The organism is Anaeromassilibacillus sp. Marseille-P3371 (assembly GCF_900169665.1).
In the GTDB taxonomy this organism is placed as follows: domain Bacteria; phylum Bacillota; class Clostridia; order Oscillospirales; family Acutalibacteraceae; genus Anaeromassilibacillus.
Genome location: NZ_LT835157.1, coordinates 1,488,198 through 1,507,461, shown reverse-complemented (window position 1 = coordinate 1,507,461; position 19,264 = coordinate 1,488,198). Strand labels below are relative to the sequence as shown.

Annotated in this window: 28 protein-coding genes; all 28 read left to right on the top strand. The window is 54.2% G+C overall.

All coding sequences use genetic code 11. From position 1 onward, the window contains the following. The 28 genes from B9Y59_RS05635 (at position 1) to B9Y59_RS05495 (ending at position 19,254) form a co-directional block, all read left to right on the top strand. The gene (locus tag B9Y59_RS05635; protein WP_054323081.1) at positions 1–198 is read left to right on the top strand and encodes a hypothetical protein; all 198 of its coding nucleotides are present in this window, start codon (positions 1–3) and stop codon (positions 196–198) included. Continuing rightward, the gene (locus B9Y59_RS05630) at positions 195–1,664 is read left to right on the top strand and encodes a DUF6138 family protein (RefSeq protein WP_442856149.1); all 1,470 of its coding nucleotides are present in this window, start codon (positions 195–197) and stop codon (positions 1,662–1,664) included. The genes B9Y59_RS05635 and B9Y59_RS05630 overlap by 4 nt, the downstream gene beginning before the upstream one ends. Next, positions 1,661–2,635 (top strand): DUF6138 family protein, encoded by a 975-nt coding sequence (locus B9Y59_RS05625; protein ID WP_242967261.1) that lies wholly within the window; start codon positions 1,661–1,663, stop codon positions 2,633–2,635. The genes B9Y59_RS05630 and B9Y59_RS05625 overlap by 4 nt, the downstream gene beginning before the upstream one ends. A 48-nt stretch (positions 2,636–2,683) precedes the next feature. After that, a complete protein-coding gene (locus B9Y59_RS05615; RefSeq protein WP_442856149.1) occupies positions 2,684–4,153 on the top strand; it encodes a DUF6138 family protein in 1,470 nt (489 codons plus the stop codon). Next, on the top strand, positions 4,150–5,529 hold the full coding sequence (locus B9Y59_RS05610; protein WP_085532285.1) for a DUF6138 family protein: 1,380 nt from the start codon (positions 4,150–4,152) through the stop codon (positions 5,527–5,529). Before B9Y59_RS05615 ends, B9Y59_RS05610 begins: the two co-directional genes overlap by 4 nt. 10 nt (positions 5,530–5,539) lie before the next feature. Further along, positions 5,540–6,382, top strand: coding sequence for a DUF2262 domain-containing protein (locus B9Y59_RS05605; protein WP_054323084.1), 843 nt, complete (start codon positions 5,540–5,542; stop codon positions 6,380–6,382). A gap of 33 nt (positions 6,383–6,415) precedes the next feature. Continuing rightward, positions 6,416–6,694 (top strand): hypothetical protein, encoded by a 279-nt coding sequence (locus B9Y59_RS05600; RefSeq protein WP_054323085.1) that lies wholly within the window; start codon positions 6,416–6,418, stop codon positions 6,692–6,694. A 21-nt stretch (positions 6,695–6,715) separates the two neighbouring features. Continuing rightward, the gene (locus tag B9Y59_RS05595; protein ID WP_085532283.1) at positions 6,716–8,722 is read left to right on the top strand and encodes an immunity protein Imm33 domain-containing protein; all 2,007 of its coding nucleotides are present in this window, start codon (positions 6,716–6,718) and stop codon (positions 8,720–8,722) included. After that, positions 8,723–8,947, top strand: a complete 225-nt coding sequence (locus tag B9Y59_RS05590) for an Imm17 family immunity protein (RefSeq protein ID WP_054323087.1) — start codon at positions 8,723–8,725, stop codon at positions 8,945–8,947. It abuts the gene before it with no gap. A gap of 13 nt (positions 8,948–8,960) precedes the next feature. Then, positions 8,961–9,500, top strand: a complete 540-nt coding sequence (locus B9Y59_RS05585; protein WP_054323088.1) for a hypothetical protein — start codon at positions 8,961–8,963, stop codon at positions 9,498–9,500. A 41-nt stretch (positions 9,501–9,541) separates the two neighbouring features. Beyond that, entirely contained in the window at positions 9,542–9,754 is a 213-nt protein-coding gene (locus tag B9Y59_RS05580) for a hypothetical protein (RefSeq protein WP_085532281.1), read from the top strand. Continuing rightward, complete coding sequence (locus B9Y59_RS05575; protein ID WP_085532279.1) at positions 9,751–10,158, top strand: hypothetical protein; 408 nt, start codon at positions 9,751–9,753, stop codon at positions 10,156–10,158. The genes B9Y59_RS05580 and B9Y59_RS05575 overlap by 4 nt, the downstream gene beginning before the upstream one ends. Continuing rightward, positions 10,137–10,721, top strand: coding sequence for a hypothetical protein (locus B9Y59_RS05570; RefSeq protein ID WP_085532277.1), 585 nt, complete (start codon positions 10,137–10,139; stop codon positions 10,719–10,721). The genes B9Y59_RS05575 and B9Y59_RS05570 overlap by 22 nt, the downstream gene beginning before the upstream one ends. Before the next feature lie 10 nt (positions 10,722–10,731). Next, positions 10,732–11,028, top strand: a complete 297-nt coding sequence (locus B9Y59_RS16155) for a hypothetical protein (protein WP_085532275.1) — start codon at positions 10,732–10,734, stop codon at positions 11,026–11,028. Then, positions 11,025–11,225, top strand: a complete 201-nt coding sequence (locus B9Y59_RS16150) for an addiction module toxin RelE (RefSeq protein ID WP_242967260.1) — start codon at positions 11,025–11,027, stop codon at positions 11,223–11,225. Before B9Y59_RS16155 ends, B9Y59_RS16150 begins: the two co-directional genes overlap by 4 nt. A 20-nt stretch (positions 11,226–11,245) precedes the next feature. After that, a complete protein-coding gene (locus B9Y59_RS05555; protein WP_085532272.1) occupies positions 11,246–11,587 on the top strand; it encodes a hypothetical protein in 342 nt (113 codons plus the stop codon). Positions 11,588–11,594: 7 nt separating this feature from the next. Then, positions 11,595–12,674, top strand: a complete 1,080-nt coding sequence (locus tag B9Y59_RS05550) for an ankyrin repeat domain-containing protein (RefSeq protein ID WP_085532270.1) — start codon at positions 11,595–11,597, stop codon at positions 12,672–12,674. An 11-nt stretch (positions 12,675–12,685) separates the two neighbouring features. Further along, entirely contained in the window at positions 12,686–13,306 is a 621-nt protein-coding gene (locus B9Y59_RS05545; RefSeq protein ID WP_085532268.1) for a hypothetical protein, read from the top strand. 13 nt (positions 13,307–13,319) lie between these two features. Next, a complete protein-coding gene (locus B9Y59_RS05540) occupies positions 13,320–13,913 on the top strand; it encodes a hypothetical protein (protein WP_054323095.1) in 594 nt (197 codons plus the stop codon). 14 nt (positions 13,914–13,927) lie between these two features. Further along, positions 13,928–14,767 (top strand): DUF2262 domain-containing protein, encoded by an 840-nt coding sequence (locus B9Y59_RS05535; RefSeq protein ID WP_085532266.1) that lies wholly within the window; start codon positions 13,928–13,930, stop codon positions 14,765–14,767. 160 nt (positions 14,768–14,927) lie between these two features. Next, positions 14,928–15,140, top strand: a complete 213-nt coding sequence (locus B9Y59_RS15985) for a hypothetical protein (protein WP_198945596.1) — start codon at positions 14,928–14,930, stop codon at positions 15,138–15,140. A gap of 12 nt (positions 15,141–15,152) precedes the next feature. Beyond that, positions 15,153–15,656, top strand: coding sequence for a DUF2004 domain-containing protein (locus B9Y59_RS05525; RefSeq protein ID WP_085532264.1), 504 nt, complete (start codon positions 15,153–15,155; stop codon positions 15,654–15,656). Then, on the top strand, positions 15,646–15,969 hold the full coding sequence (locus tag B9Y59_RS05520) for a hypothetical protein (protein WP_085532262.1): 324 nt from the start codon (positions 15,646–15,648) through the stop codon (positions 15,967–15,969). Before B9Y59_RS05525 ends, B9Y59_RS05520 begins: the two co-directional genes overlap by 11 nt. A 26-nt stretch (positions 15,970–15,995) precedes the next feature. Continuing rightward, on the top strand, positions 15,996–16,592 hold the full coding sequence (locus B9Y59_RS05515; protein WP_054323099.1) for a hypothetical protein: 597 nt from the start codon (positions 15,996–15,998) through the stop codon (positions 16,590–16,592). Positions 16,593–16,614: 22 nt separating this feature from the next. After that, positions 16,615–17,250 (top strand): hypothetical protein, encoded by a 636-nt coding sequence (locus B9Y59_RS05510; protein ID WP_085532260.1) that lies wholly within the window; start codon positions 16,615–16,617, stop codon positions 17,248–17,250. A 20-nt stretch (positions 17,251–17,270) separates the two neighbouring features. After that, positions 17,271–17,816, top strand: a complete 546-nt coding sequence (locus tag B9Y59_RS05505; protein ID WP_242967259.1) for a hypothetical protein — start codon at positions 17,271–17,273, stop codon at positions 17,814–17,816. An 11-nt stretch (positions 17,817–17,827) separates the two neighbouring features. Beyond that, complete coding sequence (locus B9Y59_RS05500) at positions 17,828–18,382, top strand: SUKH-3 domain-containing protein (protein WP_085534523.1); 555 nt, start codon at positions 17,828–17,830, stop codon at positions 18,380–18,382. A gap of 23 nt (positions 18,383–18,405) precedes the next feature. After that, positions 18,406–19,254 (top strand): YwqG family protein, encoded by an 849-nt coding sequence (locus B9Y59_RS05495; RefSeq protein WP_085532256.1) that lies wholly within the window; start codon positions 18,406–18,408, stop codon positions 19,252–19,254. Positions 19,255–19,264: the final 10 nt, after the last annotated feature.

Here is a 19,264-nt window from a genome sequence, read left to right as displayed (position 1 = left end):
ATGGAAGAAGAAAAATTGGGGCAGCCATCAACTGCTCTGTTCAAATATGCAAAATTGATTTTATCCAAAGAAGAAACCACATCCGCTGGTGGATGTGGTGTTTCCCATGCGGCCTTTTCATGCCCTGTGTCAGTCTGTTGTTATGACAGTACGGCGCAGGGCATTTTTTATTGTTTGGAAAGAGGTGGCCTGAGATGAATTTACCAAAGCGCAACAGTGAAGATGGGCGCTGTTACTGGATGACGCCCGATGTACGAGAGGAGCTGCAACCGCTCTTTGACCAGTGCATTCAGGATGCCATGGATGGCAGGATTACCCGCCCCGATTCTCTCTGGCCTCCGGTGGTGGTCAGCAGCGAAGGCGCACCCTTTGAAGTACACGATCTGATGATGGGCTGGGCCAAAGTACAGCGGGCCGAAACCCTGGATGCGGAAAAGGCCATTGCCTTCAGCGAAAACCTGCGCCGCCTGAGCCGATGGGGTGAGATCGACTACCATTTACTTGGTCTGTTGGAACGGGAGCTACAGGAGAAGTATTTTGTAGTGACAGGCCGTGAAGATGACCATCCCTGGAATCGGGAGTATTCGCTGAAACCAGACATCCGTGCAGAGGAGGTCCCTGAACCGCTGCTGCGCTTTGCCTGCTATGTGGCGGTGAGCTATAAGGTATATGGTTTGGACTTTCAGTATCTGGATACCAATTATCTCTTAGGATTGGTTGAGAAGGTCCGGCCTGATATGGTGAAAAAGCTGAAAGAAAACGGGACCGGCAGGCTTCCGCTCAACCTTCAAAAGAGGAAAACAGAGCAGTTCACGGCATCGGCCAACGATGCCTTTGCCATCATTCGCATTACGGCCAAGGACAGCACGGAGGAATGTTACGGCGAAGTGCTGAACTACCTGTGCGAGCTTCTTTCGCAGGAGGATTTTCCCCGCAGCTATGCGGTGGAGTTCAAAGGACCGGAAAAGAGGTATCTGCCCATCACAGGACTGCCCAAAAAGGGAATCAATCAGCTTTGTGCCTGCGCCGTTCAATATCCGTCCCTTCATCCTCTGGTGGAACGGTACGCCCGCCTTGCTATGCGGCAATATGAGCGGTACACCAATCTCAGCGATGAGCAGTGTGCTCTCCCTGGAAGTTTTGCCGTATTCGCCCTGGGAATGCTGGAAAAAAAGTGGCGGCAGTTGATATGGGATTATCTTGACCTCTGTGATGATGAGCACTCCCGCTTACAGGAAAAATTCCTCCGGGAGTATGTGAAACAGTTCGGCTTTACCGCTGATACAGTCCCTATTTTTGTCCGGGGTGTGCTGTCCATGCAGAACATGAAATATTCCAAGGACTATGCCGCATGGATGGCAAACGCAGAAAGCCTGGACGCTCTGCTGGAGGCAAAAGTTCATCTGTCTGAGATCGTCCCAAGCGGTTTTTCCTCCGACGAGGATGACGACGAGGACGAGGAACCCACCCAGGAAACAGAAGCCAGCCCGGAGGAAGTGCTGCAATACGCATGGGAGACGGTCTGCTATGTGATCTGGGGCAAATCCAGCGCCAAGAGTGGTCAGAAAGTGGTGGAAACAGCTCCGGAAGAACTGAAAGAGCGGTACCGGCAGATCTTCATTCCGGTAACGGAGAACATGGAACAAAGAGGTGGCCTGCTATGAGTTTACCGAAATGCGACGGCGTGAATGGCCGTTATTATCTGATTCATAAACCAGATACGGACCCCGAAGTGCTGAAACACGCAGATCAGTGCATCCAGGACATTTTGGAGGGAACTGCTCGCGAAAATCATTCCGCCTACCCGACAGTGGTGCGGAACCACAACGGAACACCGTTTCTCCCCAGCCACCTGTTGGAACGTTATCTCTCCCGGCTGCCGCTGAAGGGATTTCCCTATGAGGATGCTGTTGCTGTATGCGATGCCATGCGGCAGCTGGCGGGCTGGAACGAGATTTGCTACACATTGGGACAATACATCAAACACCAGGTGCAAGAGAGATATTTTGAGGCTGGAGAAAAAGAGGACCGTTTTTCCGTCTACCCGCCCTGCACCGTTTCCCCGGATCTGTGTTCTGAGGATGTGGATGACGGCCTGTTGCGCTTTGCCTGCTATGTAGCGGTCTGTTATACGGTATATGGAGCCAGCTATAATACCGTTATAACCAAGCACTACCTCGATCTGGTTTCCCAGCTTCGTCCGAATATGGTGAAGGAACTGAAAACCAATGGCAGCGGCAAGCTGCCCCCTGACCTTCAAAAGCGAAAAACAAAGCACCTGACCGCCTCGGCCAACGATGCCTTTGCCACCATCCGCATCACCGCCAGGGACAGCACCGAGGGATGCTGCGACGAGGCGCTGAGCTATCTGTGTGAGGTGCTGGAGCAGCCGGAGTTCCCCCGCAGCTACTCAATCGAGTTTCGTGGGNTGTGCTATAATAAAATAGTGAAAGTTTACCCATTTGGAACGTGTAATCAGAGGTCTTGCTATGGAAGAAGAAAAATTGGGGCAGCCATCAACTGCTCTGTTCAAATATGCAAAATTGATTTTATCCAAAGAAGAAACCACATCCGCTGGTGGATGTGGTGTTTCCCATGCGGCCTTTTCATGCCCTGTGTCAGTCTGTTGTTATGACAGTACGGCGCAGGGCATTTTTTATTGTTTGGAAAGAGGTGGCCTGAGATGAATTTACCAAAGCGCAACAGTGAAGATGGGCGCTGTTACTGGATGACGCCCGATGTACGAGAGGAGCTGCAACCGCTCTTTGACCAGTGCATTCAGGATGCCATGGATGGCAGGATTACCCGCCCCGATTCTCTCTGGCCTCCGGTGGTGGTCAGCAGCGAAGGCGCACCCTTTGAAGTACACGATCTGATGATGGGCTGGGCCAAAGTACAGCGGGCCGAAACCCTGGATGCGGAAAAGGCCATTGCCTTCAGCGAAAACCTGCGCCGCCTGAGCCGATGGGGTGAGATCGACTACCATTTACTTGGTCTGTTGGAACGGGAGCTACAGGAGAAGTATTTTGTAGTGACAGGCCGTGAAGATGACCATCCCTGGAATCGGGAGTATTCGCTGAAACCAGACATCCGTGCAGAGGAGGTCCCTGAACCGCTGCTGCGCTTTGCCTGCTATGTGGCGGTGAGCTATAAGGTATATGGTTTGGACTTTCAGTATCTGGATACCAATTATCTCTTAGGATTGGTTGAGAAGGTCCGGCCTGATATGGTGAAAAAGCTGAAAGAAAACGGGACCGGCAGGCTTCCGCTCAACCTTCAAAAGAGGAAAACAGAGCAGTTCACGGCATCGGCCAACGATGCCTTTGCCATCATTCGCATTACGGCCAAGGACAGCACGGAGGAATGTTACGGCGAAGTGCTGAACTACCTGTGCGAGCTTCTTTCGCAGGAGGATTTTCCCCGCAGCTATGCGGTGGAGTTCAAAGGACCGGAAAAGAGGTATCTGCCCATCACAGGACTGCCCAAAAAGGGAATCAATCAGCTTTGTGCCTGCGCCGTTCAATATCCGTCCCTTCATCCTCTGGTGGAACGGTACGCCCGCCTTGCTATGCGGCAATATGAGCGGTACACCAATCTCAGCGATGAGCAGTGTGCTCTCCCTGGAAGTTTTGCCGTATTCGCCCTGGGAATGCTGGAAAAAAAGTGGCGGCAGTTGATATGGGATTATCTTGACCTCTGTGATGATGAGCACTCCCGCTTACAGGAAAAATTCCTCCGGGAGTATGTGAAACAGTTCGGCTTTACCGCTGATACAGTCCCTATTTTTGTCCGGGGTGTGCTGTCCATGCAGAACATGAAATATTCCAAGGACTATGCCGCATGGATGGCAAACGCAGAAAGCCTGGACGCTCTGCTGGAGGCAAAAGTTCATCTGTCTGAGATCGTCCCAAGCGGTTTTTCCTCCGACGAGGATGACGACGAGGACGAGGAACCCACCCAGGAAACAGAAGCCAGCCCGGAGGAAGTGCTGCAATACGCATGGGAGACGGTCTGCTATGTGATCTGGGGCAAATCCAGCGCCAAGAGTGGTCAGAAAGTGGTGGAAACAGCTCCGGAAGAACTGAAAGAGCGGTACCGGCAGATCTTCATTCCGGTAACGGAGAACATGGAACAAAGAGGTGGCCTGCTATGAGTTTACCGAAATGCGACGGCGTGAATGGCCGTTATTATCTGATTCATAAACCAGATACGGACCCCGAAGTGCTGAAACACGCAGATCAGTGCATCCAGGACATTTTGGAGGGAACTGCTCGCGAAAATCATTCCGCCTACCCGACAGTGGTGCGGAACCACAACGGAACACCGTTTCTCCCCAGCCACCTGTTGGAACGTTATCTCTCCCGGCTGCCGCTGAAGGGATTTCCCTATGAGGATGCTGTTGCTGTATGCGATGCCATGCGGCAGCTGGCGGGCTGGAACGAGATTTGCTACACATTGGGACAATACATCAAACACCAGGTGCAAGAGAGATATTTTGAGGCTGGAGAAAAAGAGGACCGTTTTTCCGTCTACCCGCCCTGCACCGTTTCCCCGGATCTGTGTTCTGAGGATGTGGATGACGGCCTGTTGCGCTTTGCCTGCTATGTAGCGGTCTGTTATACGGTATATGGAGCCAGCTATAATACCGTTATAACCAAGCACTACCTCGATCTGGTTTCCCAGCTTCGTCCGAATATGGTGAAGGAACTGAAAACCAATGGCAGCGGCAAGCTGCCCCCTGACCTTCAAAAGCGAAAAACAAAGCACCTGACCGCCTCGGCCAACGATGCCTTTGCCACCATCCGCATCACCGCCAGGGACAGCACCGAGGGATGCTGCGACGAGGCGCTGAGCTATCTGTGTGAGGTGCTGGAGCAGCCGGAGTTCCCCCGCAGCTACTCAATCGAGTTTCGTGGGCCGGAGAAGCTCTACCTGCTCATCCCCGGTCTGCCAAAAAAGGGCGTCCATCAGCTCTTTGCCTGTGCGGTACGGTACCCCCGCCTCCATGTCCGGATGGAGAATTATGCTCGGCTGGCCATGCAGGAGGATGAGTGGTATCAAAACCTCGCGGGTGAATTCTGCGCCCTGCCCGGCACCTTCGCCGTATTCGCCCTGGGGCTGGAAGGGCCGAAGTGGTGGCGGCTGGTGTGCGATTATCTGGATCGCTGCGACGACGAACACTCCTCCCTACAGGAAAAGTTCCTCCATGTCTTGTTCAAAAAGTTCGGCTTTACCGCCCAGTCCCTGCCGGTGCTGGTCCACGGCGTACAGTCCATGCAGGAGCTGAGGCCCATCAAGGAGTTCCGCACCCTGATCGCCAACGAGGAGAGCCTGGACGCTCTGCTGGAGATCAGGGAACATCTGGAGGACTATCTGCCCGAAGAGGGAGCGCATGACAAGCGAGCGCGGGAGTATCTCTGGCGGGATATCCTCTGGGCCATCTGGGGCTCGGCCTCCGAGAACGGCGGTAAGGTCATCAAGGCGGCGCCGAAGGAACTGAAAGAGAAATACCAGCAGGTATTTGCGTAAGGAGAACGCCATGAAAAAGAGAACAGCAAAGGACTTTATTGCCCTCTACTCCTCGGAAGCTGAGGAAAAGCTGGTGTTGATCCAAAGTGGCATCAGCGCCAGCCGGTCTTATATGGACAGCTATTGGGAGGCCCAGACCCACGCCCTTGCCATGGCGGATGCCCGGACCGGACAGGTGATCTCCGGCCGTTGTTATCTGAGCTGGCCGCTTACGGACAAGGAGCGGGAAGCCGGCGACTATTCCAAGCAGTTTGCCAAAGGAAAGGTCTACCGGATCAAGGCTCGGGACTGGAAGGGTACTGTACTCAGCGAACCGAGGTGGTATGTCACGGAGGTGTTGGAGGAGGGTGTGCCCTGCCCGGCATTGGAGGAGCTCTGGGCGGAGTACACAAAGCCTGTCGTTCTGGAGGACGAAGTGCTGGGAACGCTCACGCTGGATCGTGAAATGAGTTATTTCAACGGGACATGTCAGTGGATGAAAAAAGATGTTCGATTCTCGTTGGATGTGGATGTTGAAAAGCAAGCGTCCTGGACTCGTACTCGAACTGTAATGAAAAAGTTGTTGGCAGATCAAGAGGTGTGGGATAAGTCTCTGCGAACACTGGCTGCCCAGAAACTTACTACTCTGGCCAACGAGTGGCTGGCGGACAATGATCAGACCGACCGGAACCCGAAGAAAGACCCCATCACCGAGGAGGAGTTCGCCCGCCGCATCCTCCTTACCGAGTTCACAGTATCTCCGGGCGGCAGTTTTACCGCCTGGTATGAGGATGATGATATGTTCTGGGGCCATGTGATCACCGTGGAAGGGACATTGAAAAAGGGCCCTCTGCGGGCGGATATGCAGGGCTGACCACAAGCGGTTTGTAGGAAGGAGACGTCCATCTTGTGTGAGTACTGCCGAGACATTCAAACATGGAGAAAATTTGACGCCCCAAAGGACTATCTGGCTTGCATTGCTTACATTCAGCAACTGATAGCGAAGGATGAATTTGAACTGCTGCCAGAGGAATCCACCTGTCCGCTGGAGAAGGTAAAGACGGAGGATGGCTGGGCGGACGAGATCATGCTCCACATGATCCGGTGCAAGCACTGTGGGCAGATTTTCACCTGTGTGGTCAACACCTGGCGAGGCAGCGGACACTTCAAAAAAGGCAAGGAATGACATGGAAAAGGCGGTGAAACTATGAATCAGGCAGAAGAAGCAAAACTGTTGGAGCAGATCGAACGGTGGAATGATGTGGACGAGTTTTCCCGATGTATTGACGCCATTGAAGCCATTCCGGAACAGGAGCGAGGCTATCTGCTGACTCTCAAACTGAGCCGGGCATACAGCAATCTGGCCGTGTTGAGCGACAACAGCGCCCATGGCGAGGATGGCGAAGTGGACGGGGAACTTCTCCGGCACGCCATCCGGCTGCTGGAGTCCATCCGCTCCCAGGGTGAGAACGACCCCTACTGGAACGCCCGCATGGGATATTCCTGCCTGATGGCATACAGCTCCGCCGCCACCGCCTATGAATATGCCAAACGCTGGCTGGCCTTAGCCCCGGATGATCCGGATGCTCAAAAGCTGGTGCTGGACTGCGAAAAATATCTGGAGGAGGAAAAAGCCTTGGAACTTGATTTGCAAGAACGGACGGAGATCATCCGGAAGGAAACCCCCGATGATGACATCCTTGGTTTTGTGCGGTTACATATTGACCAGTATTTTGGCGTCTATTCAGAGATGATCCATGATGACTCTGACCCAGAGTATCCTCTGGATATTGTCATCATCGCCCCTCGCTTGGAGCATGATTATTACACACTGGTCACCATTGGCCTGAGCCGGTGCCGGATGAATTTTCCGGAGGAGCGGCGGGAGGAAAAGCTGGAGCGTGCGGAGCTGCTCATCAACCTGCCCCGGGACTGGAAGCTGACAAAGGCGGACTGCCGGGAGGAGCGGTGGAGTTGGCCTATTCGGATGCTGCTGGCCACCGCCCGCTTCCCCATGGAGGACCCGGAGGTGGGGCTGGAATCCAGAACCACGCTGATGGAGGGCGAGGATGGCGTCCCCTTTGCGAAGGACACGGACTTGCGGGGCGCAATCTTGCTCTGGCCTGGTCCGTTTGGGCAGGACGCCTTTGCCTGCTGCCTGCCAGACGGCGAGGAAGTCAACTTCTATCAGGTAATCCCCCTCTATCGCGAGGAGATCCAGTATAAGCTGGAACGCGGTGCGGACGCTCTGCTGGACCTCTGTCCGGACGAAAGTTTGGAAGTGATCGATCCTCACCGGCTGAATGTGGTCACCGACTGGGAGAAGATCGGCTATGATCCGGCAGAGATGGACAACGCCGAAACCCATTTGAAAAAGATTCAAGACCTCCATCTGCCGGTGAACGAGCTGGCGGCCTACAATTTGATGGCCTTTTATTTGGGCTGGACTATGAAACGGGGCCAGATGAGCAACCCGTTCCTCTCCCGGTATCGGGAGGTGGTGGAGGCGGTCCGGTCCGGAGAAGGACTGGACCTGCGGGCATTCATCCGGGACGAGCTGAATGGGAAATTGTCCACCCAGTTCTTTGACCGGAGAGGCTCCGGCTTTGCCCAGTGGTATGCCCAGGACAACCGCTCCAACCCCTATGTCTACCGCCGGGACTGCCGGAACATCGCCCTGGCCGGGCTGGAGGGCCGCACCTGGAGCAGCATCGCGGAAGAAGAAGCGGCCTACCTGTTCCTGTCCTATACGGAGCAGAACCGCTGGAGTATAGAGCAGCTTCTGGATGAGCGGTTCGAGGCGTTTCTGAAGACAGAATTTGTAGACGACCCAGAGGAGCGTGTCGCGCAGGCGGCGAAAGGCAAACCCGCCGTCATTTCTGACTGGGATGGCCCTCTCGTCTGCTACGCCTCCGACCGGGTCGCTCAGGATGGGTGTAAGGTGCGGCTCATAGATCGCTTGTTCCCCGAGCGCGAGGATATGGGCTGGGAGAGTGGCTGGGCCCTCTACTCTGGAGATGAGGACGAAGTGTATGGCGAAGGCAATGAATACTATAAGTCGCACTGCGGCTACTACGATATCCGGGACATCTGCCGTATCGACCCGGACATTATCCCGTTTCTGAACCTGCCCTATGGTACCACACAGATGCTTGGTGAAGATGGAGCATGGTATGAAGTGATAGACGAGGACGAAGGTGAGGAAGAAGCCTAAATGAACAGCGAACAGATCACAGCTTTTTTGCAGGCACATTGGGAGTGGTTGACTTTGATCATGGGTATTGTGTCTGTGGCTGGCTCAATTCTGAATTGGAACTGGATGTGCGACCCTGCCGGCAAGCCGGACTCCCACCGCTATGGCCGTGGCTCCCGCCGGGTGCATTTCTTTTTGCTGGGGATCGTGCTGATTGTGATCAGTATCATGTCTTGGGTGTTGTAAGGAGGACGAAACGATGACTGAAAAATATCCCACCTGGCTCACCGGCCATGTGAAAGAATGGGCGGAGAAGCGACTGCCCACCGTAACATTGTGTTCCGCCACTGGCAATGAACTGCTGGAGGTTTGGTATTACGGAGATTTGCTCACGGTGAACGGAGAGCCCCAACCCTATATTGCAGATAGTGATGAGGCACCCGGACTGGTGGCAGCCCGTGACCCGGAGAGCGGCGAGGAGTTCGTCATCTTCGATGGCGGGCGGCATGGCTATGACAATCTGTTCTGCGATGAACACGATCCAGCCAAACTGGAACACCGTCCCCTCAAGCGGTATGAGGTCCCTGCCTCCAAGCTGGTGCTGGAGCTGGGTTACAGCATTGACTATGAGGACGAAAAAGAGGACTTCGAGCCGGACGAGGCAGATACCGTGGAACTGATCAACGGTGAGCGGATGCCCTGGGAGCAGGTCAAGCGGGACGGCATCGACTACATTGCGCTTTACTATGTGGACGAGAAAGGGAAACAAGTCCAGATTTTGGACGCGGAGCTGGCATGAGTACAGCCATTCCATTCTTCGACAATCCGAGGAGGTGTTCCATGACTCAAGAAGAACAGATCCGTCTCTACCGGCTCATGGAAAAGCTCAACTGGTTTTTCCACCAGGAGATGCACTACTTGGACCGGGAGACGGCGGAAAAGACCGCACGGGAGTGTTATCCGGAGATCCGGGAGTTCACATACGATATTTTGTGGAATGACCTGCCCAAAGAAGCGCAGGAGCGGCTCTTGGATGCGGAGGAATCCCTGTGAATACGCTGATTTGCTCTTTTGATGGCCTGCACGACAACAGGGTCCTGCGCTACTGCGCTGACTTTGAAGCCCATACCCTGTACATGGATACCCAGACCGAGGCCGGAGAGAAAGTATCCGTTCACTTCACCGGCCTGCTGGCCCATTGGTTTGAGAATGTGATTCAGGACAACATCCTCTTTGGAATAGATGAAATTAGTGCAGAAGGATTTTTTGAGCAGTACAAAGACCTGCTGGACGGGACCATCCCTTACGGATTTCCTGGCTGTTGCAGCATTGAGGAACTGCGGGAGCGGATGGAGCGGGAGAAAATCCGGTCATTCGTCATCGACGCCTCCCTTGGGCTGTGTGGATTTGTGCTGGCTAAGGAGGTGGAAATACAATGTCAATCACCGCTTATATAGAAGCCGTCGGACATGACCGAAGCAGCAAGAACTTCGGCTATGTGAATATCATGTACCGCTATGGCAATAAGCAGTCCTGTCCCCGGCCGGATCCGTGCGAGAAAATGGAAGTTATGTGGGCGAATGAGAGCGTCTACGGGCCACCTGCTCCCGGCAGCAAGGTGGGCAATTTTATACAGACATGGCTGATGGGCGCCTGGAACTGCGGGGTGTTTACCCACCGGGAGATCGCCCAGCGGCTCATGGATACCTTCACCGGACTGAAGATCAAGGAGCTGGAATGGTTCGAGAACCCCAGAGAGAAAACGCTGAAAAATGGCAAGCCCCGTGCCCATCGGGCTAAATGGCTGCCGGAGCGAGAGGTGGATCTGGTGTACCTCTACTCCGACCACTATCTTGACGCAAGAAATCCGACTCCCGCTGAAACCGACTTTTTTACCGTCACAAGGATGGATTCCTGGGGCATGAGCACCTGGTTCATGTGTACCCCGGGGGCCGCCGAACAGCTAATCGCCATGGATTTTGAAAATTTGACTGTCAAGGAAATAACCGTTATGGGATAGGAGGAAACAGATGATGACTTTGGAGCAACTGCCCCCGAAGGGCGTAAAGCGAGAACAGGCTATTTTGGAGCTGGGCAAGGAGGAAGCCAACGGCGAACTGCTTCTCCAGCTTGTGAATACAGAAAAGGGCAAGTGCAAAACAGCTGCTCAGAAGGCTCTGGCTCAGCTGGAGTATGCACCCGCCGCCCCTCTTTGGGCCAAGCTGGTCAAGGGCAAATGGATGGGCAGCCATATCATGTCGAATGTCTGGATGAGCGGTGGCTCTTTGATTTGGCAAAAGACCCGGAGGGCCGCAAGCCCATTGTGACATGGCAGACTTACAACCGGGGCGGTGTTCTGTACGAAAGTTACGACGAAATGTTCATCAGCTTGCTGCCCCGCAAGGTGGAGAACCCAGAATTGAAGCGTGTTCTGCGGGACTACTTCCGCATCCGCGGTCAGAAAAAGAAGGTGGCAAAGAGCGTCACCGTTTACCAGGATGCTGCCGAGCGATTCGGAGATTAAGCAGGAATGGAGGAACTGGCATGATCGGGACAGATGAAAACCGGGCGGTACTCCATGTGGAGGTCATCTTCTGGAGTGGTAAGCGAAAGACTCCCCCCAGATTGGCCAGCGAAAAGTATAGTCCCCATCTTGTAGCCACAGGAACCACTGAATATCTGGGCGTATGCTTCTTGGATGGGACTGAATGTGCGTTTGATGAACCGGCTTTTGGGAATGCCCAACCCCTCTACCCGGATACTGTGGACTATGGCCCGCTGGAAAACAATGTGGAATTCTTGATTTATGAGGGGGCCAATGCCATTGGCAAAGGCCGGGTGCTGGGCAGAACCGTTCCCTATAAAGTAAAGCAACGGAGAAAGTAGGCGCCCTATGTATGAAATTGGAACGATTGGCCGTTGGGAGACCCTCCCGGAAACGGCGGCCGCCATCTGTGACCATGACACTCCCAAGCTGGAGGCACTGCTCCAAGGCGGGTTGAATCTCAATGCTCCCATCCAGCTCAGCGAATATATCAAGCTGATGCCTCTGGAGATCGCGGTTTTCCGGAATGATGTGCCGATGATCCACTTCCTTCTGGAACATGGAGCTGACCCCGACCTAGCAGTGGAACAGCCACTGCTGCTCACCGCCATTCGCTGCTGTGCTCCGGATGTGGCATCCCTTTTTGCTGGGCAGGCCACAAAATTCACTCCCGACCAGAAACGACGGGCTTTCGAGGAAGTTCGCTGGGGCAAGCGCCCGGAGAATATCCCCGTACTGGAGCAGGCCGGGATCACGGTGGTTAAGTTCGGCGGCGAGGCGTTCCGGGCAGCTGTGTCCGATGGATACGCCGAGCTCGCCCAGCTGCTTCTGGAAAAAGGGGCGGACATCAATTACCACAAGCCGGACATGGTGTTTCCTTACGCCTCCACCCCCGTCACCGAGGCCGCCCGCTCCAACGATTTTCCCATGGTGCGTTGGCTCGTCGAACAAGGGGCGGACATCACCATTGCCGACAAGTATGGTGACCGCCCCTACACCGTGGCGGTTCAGGAGAAGGACCAGGAGATGGCCGACTACCTAAAGGCCCTGGAACCGGAGGACTGGCACAACGAACAGGAAAAGGTCCGGCAGCTCATGCCTTACAAGCTGCCTGCCAAGCTGGTGGAATACTTAAAGGCCGGTCCCCTGCGGCTGGAATTTCCGGAACAGGAACTGGTGAAATGGGCGGAGCTCTACTCCTTCATGGATGTGCAGGGAATGACCTGGAAGCGGAAGAAGCTGCTCTCCCTCATGGTGAAGATGGACAACTACAGCGACTTCCTGCTGCTGTGGAGCCCCAGGGACAAAAAGCTGTGGTATCTGGATATCGAGCATGAGGAATTCCACCCCCTGGCCAAATGGGACGACTTTATTGCAAACCCCGGTCGTTATCTCAATGGGATGGTTGAGGGTGAGTTTGAGGAATAAGGAGCAAGGCCATGACATCAATAGACTTTCTGAACAAGGTACATAAAAGCCTGGATTCGCAGGAATACCGGCTCTCTTTTTCACCGGCCAAGTCCAAGAACTATATGCTGTACTGCAACGGCAACTTTATCGGCGGCCTGTTCGATGAGGAGCTGTGTTTCGTCTATGCCAATGGTGTGAGCGAACTGCTGGGGCGGCCGGACCCCATCTACCGCGGCTACTCCAGCACCGCCCAACACAGGATGCTGGTGATTCCAGAGGAACATTGGGAGAAGGCGCTGAAACTGCTCTATGCCGAGAAATTTGACTGGAGCCGTTTGGTGTATGACATCACCTATACCAGCATCGGCGCGGCTGTGGTGGAGGACTTCTACGATGAGAATGTGGTGTTCCTTCGGTTCTGCTTTGAAAAGGAACTACTGAAAAAGAATCCTCTGGACCGGCAGGGCCGTATCCTTCGGATGGTCTATATCAACCAGGACCTGACAGAAGCGGGCAAATATCTGTTTCCCAGACTGCTGCACAAATTCCTTGCTTTTTCAGATCGCAACGGGAAAACCAGTCTGGAAATCATGCTGAAACGGTGGTACACCGCGCTGGAGAAGGAATACCGCAGCCAGACAGAGGGATAAGGAGGAAAGCGGCATGACAGAAGAAAATAGAACCTATATCACCCATCTCAAGGTCGCTGATGTCCCGTGGCATCGGCTCACCACAGCCTATGGCCGGGGGACGGATTTTCCCGCTCACCTGGCGGTGCTGGAGCAGATGAAAAATCCGAAAGCAGTCAAAAAGGCCCTTTACAAGCTCACCGCCAATATGGAGCACCAGAGTACCCTGTGGCACGCCACCCCTTTCGGCATGGTGTTCCTGAGCCGGATTCTGGAGAAGGCCCTTACAGAGAGCGGCCAGAACCCCGTAGCCCATTTCCTTGCCGGGGAGCTGCTGGACTTCTTTGCCTGTATCCTTCAGTGCTTCCACGATGGAGATAGGATGGAACACGCCGACCCGCTGCCTCTGTTCTCCGACTTGCTGAAGGAAGAATATCTGTGGTCGGAGGAATATGACGAGGAAGAAGACGAGATGCGCTACGAGGAGGACGAAGTCTTCCCCGCGGACTTGTTTTACAGCTTCTATTACTACTCCTGGCAGGCGGTGCTGGCTTACCGGGGCGCACTGGAGCAGGAAGTTTCTCCGGAGTTTGCCCCCAAGATGGCGGCAGTTCTGGAAGGGCTGTAAAGGAGGTTGCGCCGATGTTTGAGGAATTCTATGAGATGTACGAACCCGAGGAGCAGGAAGTGGTCGCTCTGATCAATCGCTGCATTGGGGGCGGATATAACTGGAAAGGCAACTTTTGGGAAATGACCGTTGTGACACTGGGCATGGTGTTCTGTGACACCGGCAAGGTCATCACCAAAGAGGAGCGGCTGGATTGGCCGGTCACCGATGAGGAACGCAATAGCGACAAGGGCTGGGGACGCTTTCAAAGCGAGCAGATCTGCCGCCTCAAAATCCGCCGGATGAAGGAAGAATGGGCAAAGGGTCTGGTGGTGCGGCCCTGGTGTATCTCCCAGGTGGTCAAGGCCCATGAGGTCTGCCCGGAGCTTCAAGCCATTCTGGACGAATACTACAAGCCGGTGGTTCTCCAGGACGAGGTGCTGGGTGAGCTGACGCTGAACAAGGACTATGATGCCTTTGAGGGCGAGATACAGTGGTGCGGAAAAGATGTGAATCTTTCTCTGGAAGTCAATGCTGAGAGTAAGCCCTCCTGGACCCGCGCCCGCAGTGCCGCCAAGAAGCTGCTGGCTGACTGTGAAACCTGGGACAAGGCCATGCGGGAGTTTGCGGCCAAGAGTCTGACCGGGCTTGCCAACGACTGGCTCTCCCAGGATGAGGAAAATCCCCGCAATCCGGAAACAGACCCCATCACAGAGGAAGAACTTGCCCGGCGAATCAGCCTGATCGACCTGACCGTCACCTCCGGCGGCAGCTTCACCGCCTATTTTGACTGCGATGAGATGTTCACCGACCATGCGGTGGTGGTCTATGGCTCCATGAAAAAGGGCGTCAAAGATGCCTACATTGAGGGGTAAGGGATTGCCTATGAAACTATATGCGTATTGGCTTGGGCTGCATCCCCTTGATTGGGAATTCTGCTTTATGCCGGTATAAGCCTATAAAAGCTTCATCACAGAGCAGTATCATAAAAACCCCGCTTTTTACAACATTTCAGCGGGTTCCATTGAGCAAGTATTGGCACACATTGATGCCATTTTATCTGCTGCCATGGAGGATTGGAATGAAACCGCGAACCATGCTGCCCTGCGCTGCCCCCCAATGATCTTTCCTCTCCCCAAGGGCCAGGAAAGCAATGCGGCGGAATTTGCTATCATTCTCAAGATGGATCATGACGGCGATACGGTAGTCTATTCGCCAATTCCATTGCCCCATCTGGAAAACCAATGAGGAGGTGTATCTATGAAACTGAATTGCAAACGCATTGATTTTACATACACGCCTGGTGAGGAGATCTTCACCTTTCCCGAGGACACGGGACTGCCCTTCCTCTTCGATGTAGAGGAGGAACTGACCGACAATCCTGCCTCCATGGATGCGGTGGGAGAAATGCTGGACGAGGCGGAGAAATTGGCGGAAAAGGCCAAGGCCGCCCTCAAAGCGGCACTGGCGGACGAGGACAGCCCCTGCCACGGCATCGTGACATTTTTCATGGAGTTCCACCGGGACGAAGTAGACGCCGATATCGCGGCAGAGCTCTTTCCGGGAACCGACCCGGCCAAGCTGTCCTTTGCCGAGATGGTGGACTTTTTGCGGCTCAAGCGTTTTGGCAGCTTGGTGGATGGCGAGGACGAGCAGCAGGCTTTTATTCTAGACCTTTCCTTCAACCCGGAGATCACCGACGAGCTGATGGTGGTCTACTTTGACTTGAACAAGGAGATTTTCTGCATCACCCATGAAAGCTAAATTTGTTGCTTGTATTTTCGATCCGGAGCCTACCCAGTGGGGGCTGCGGGGCGACCCGTTTCTGTGGCGGCTTCTAAAGGAGCGGTATCAGACAATGGAACTGTCGTATTCCCCCAGAGTTCTCCGGGAGGAGATCCTCCGCATCTTTGCGGATTTGCCCGGCGAACTGCCTGCGCCGGGCAAGCAGTACTATGTTAAGCAGTTTACCAAAACGCATGTGGGAATGTCCACTGGCTGGGTAAGCGGAGACTTTTGGCAGGCTACGGCAATCCCGCTGTTGATGGAGCGGTTGGAGCAGGCCAACCGTTCGTAGAATGGCGCCAAGAAGGAGGCGCGGCGATGAAACAGAATGGCAATTGGTCCAAAGATCTGCCCTCGCTTCTGGTCCAGCAGGTCCGTCTGCAATGGTATAAAGACTGCCGGGGCGGAAATGCCGCTGTGCAGCGGAACCAGTACCCCAGAGCCATGCGGCTACCAAAGAATTTCTTCTCCTATTATCCCTTTGGACTGCCCATACACTTCGCATCTGTCGTGCAAAGGCCCGACGGGTTTCATATCGAAAAGGACTGCCGCAGGCTGATAAAGTGGAAGGCGGACAGCACAATGCGCCTCCAGCCCTTTGAACTCACCCAGCGGGAGAGCGGAGTCCAGGTGCGATACCGCTATGACTGGCACATCGGCGCAATTCCAGAGCGATATACCTATGATAAGACCGGGCAGAAGCTCCCGCTCCTTGAGTTGGCACTGGATTTGTCCCCCGGCGATTATGGGCGGGCCATCTGCAATGGGCGGTTCCGGGACTGGGATACCGGGATCTGGTATTATGCGCTGGATATTTTGAATGTGCTCCTGCCTGCAGCCCCCACCAACGCATTGACCAGTTTTATGGACAGAGAACCCAGTAAGGTATATACACAAATCGACCGGCTGTGGTAACGAAAGACAGGTGGATCACACGATGCTTTCCACAAAAGATTTATCCAATTTGCCCAATGCGGAATGCCTGAAAACCTTCTGCAAAGGGCTTGCGGCCCTGGATATCATCATGCTGGAGGAGGAATGGAGCTTCATCCGCCGCTATACCTACAATCCTGCATGGCGAAAAGGCAAGGAGGCTTTCTTTGCCACCGATGGTAGCGATCAGAGTATGATTGTTATGTTTGTACCGGAAGGCTGTGTTATCAACGGCGTGGATTCCGAACTCTACGACTGGGAGAAAAAACTCCCACGAATTGAAGACCTGACAGATGGAATGTCCCCTGTTCTGCAAAAGCTCATGTCCAGCCGGGAAGTCAAAAAGATGAAAAGTACCTTCTGCGTCTGGACGGAAGACGGAGTCACCTGGCGCTGCAATCCCATGGACGGCAAGGACGCTTCCAAAGACCTGCTCCCCATGGTTGACGGCGATCCCCAGACCTATGTGGAGTACGGGAAATGGTTTTATCCCGCCGACCTGCCCTTGGAAGCTGTGCGCCAGCTCGCGGACGGGGCGCCGGTGACAAAGGAACTGGCCGCCGCGCTGAATCCCAAGCGCAGCGACTGGGAGGAAATCAAGATGGGTCTGGATAAAATCGGGTATCCAAATGAACTTTGATAGAATGATTGGAGAGCGCGATGATGGATACAAATTTCAATCCGATCCTTTACCAGTTTGAAATGCTGTCCCTTGTGAATGCCGCTATAAAAAAGCTGAAAGCGGAACATCCGGATTACGAAGTGTTCACCATGAGCCTGACAACGGACTTCACCTCCGGGGTGAGCGCCGTCCACTTTGACAGCCGAGCCTCCTCAGAGCGGTATCTCAAAAAGGAAGCAGAACAGTATCAGAAGTATTTACAGGCTGGCAATCCGGGTATGGCTGAGATGTACGCCCCTACTGGAGAAATTCGGATTACCAATCCTGCGGATTTTGAACTTCCATTCTACGCAGAGATTCAAAATGAATCCTTCTCTTTGGATTTCGAGGAGGAACAGGAGGACGAAGATTCCGAGTTGGAAGATGAGGCGTCATCCATCTACTGGGAGGAGGCCACCCCGATTCTGAAACAGGTCGCCGCTGTAGCTTATCGAACAGTCAAATCAGAACTGAAAGTTGATGCAGATGCATTTGAGATCAGTTACAACGGCCCGGAGGATTGGTATTACCCGCTTGAGCAATAATGGAGGTTGTTATGACAAAAGAACGCATCCCCATCTCCGGCGATCTCAAAAGCAAGGTCAGGCAGCTGATGGAGTACGCCGGATGGCGGGAAGGACGAAAAGTGGACATCTCCATTGCGGAGCAGTATTACACTACCCACGGCGTCCCTATGATGAAAGCCACCCAGCGGTTTTACCGCAAGTATTTCGGCCTGTGCTGTGAGTGGTACTTGGAGCAGAAAAAACTAAACTGGGCGGCTGACTTTCAGTTCGCTCTGTTCCCTTACCTGGTCAACGGGATCAAAAACCATTTGGAGGACGCCTATTTCCGGGATATGTCCGGATGCGAGCTGGCAGAGGTCGAACAGGCTGTCGGCCAGAAGTGCCAGCCCATTGGTCATATCGGCTACTATTACCCGGCAGAGGTCTGGATTTCGGAGTATGGGAAACTGTACGCAAAATATGAGTACCAGGACGAAATTGAATGCTTTCCCGATGTGTTTGCCCTGATCGAACGGGATCTGCGGCAGTGCAAATTTAATTCCGCCGCCATGAAAACCGTGGAGGCACTGGATGGAAAGCTGTGAGAACGCAACAAGGAGGAACCGCCATGAGCATAAAAGAAAAACTGGAGTCGTTGGGCAAAAATAGCATTCAGCTGAAAATCGCCAGAAAAGAAACATATAAGCTGGGCGCCACCCGTTTCGGCGGGAAACCGGATGTACCGCCGGACTTCATTTGGCCCACCTATGAGGGCGAGAGCTACGACCATGTGGTGAAGGACCGCCCCCTCACCTTCCTGGCTCAGCTGAACTGTGCGGAGCTGGCCCAGTTTGACGCGGAGCATCTTCTACCTGACCACGGCCTGCTCTCCTTCTTTTATGAGACGGACACCCAGTGCTGGGGCTACGACCCCAAAGATAAGGGCTGCGCCCGCGTCTACTGGTTCGAGGACAGTTCCGCGCTGTCCGCCGCAAGCTTTCCCGCGGATATGGAGGAAGATTTCAAGTTTCCTATGGTCAAGATCAAGCTGGATTCAAAACCCTCCTATCCTTCCTGGCAGGACTTCAGCGAGGTGTTCCCGGACGAGAAGGATGACGACGCCTTCAACAATGCCTGGGATGAGCTGACCGGCAAGGACCCAGAGGACCCGGAGGACCGTTCCCAGCTGCTGGGCTGGCCCGATGTGATCCAGAACAGTATGTTCAGTGAGTGTGATCTGGTGACCCAGGGCTACTATCTGGGCAACGGCTGGATCAAGATTCCGAAAGAGGTCAGCCAACGGGCAAAGGAGAGCGCTCTTGACCGCTGGATGTTGCTGCTCCAGCTGGATACCGTGGAGTGCGGCGACTTTGAGCTGATGTTCGGGGACTGCGGGCACATCTATTTCTACATCACCAAAGAGGATCTGGCCGCCCGCCGCTTTGACCGTGTATGGCTGATTCTCCAGTGCTGCTAAGGAGCGACCA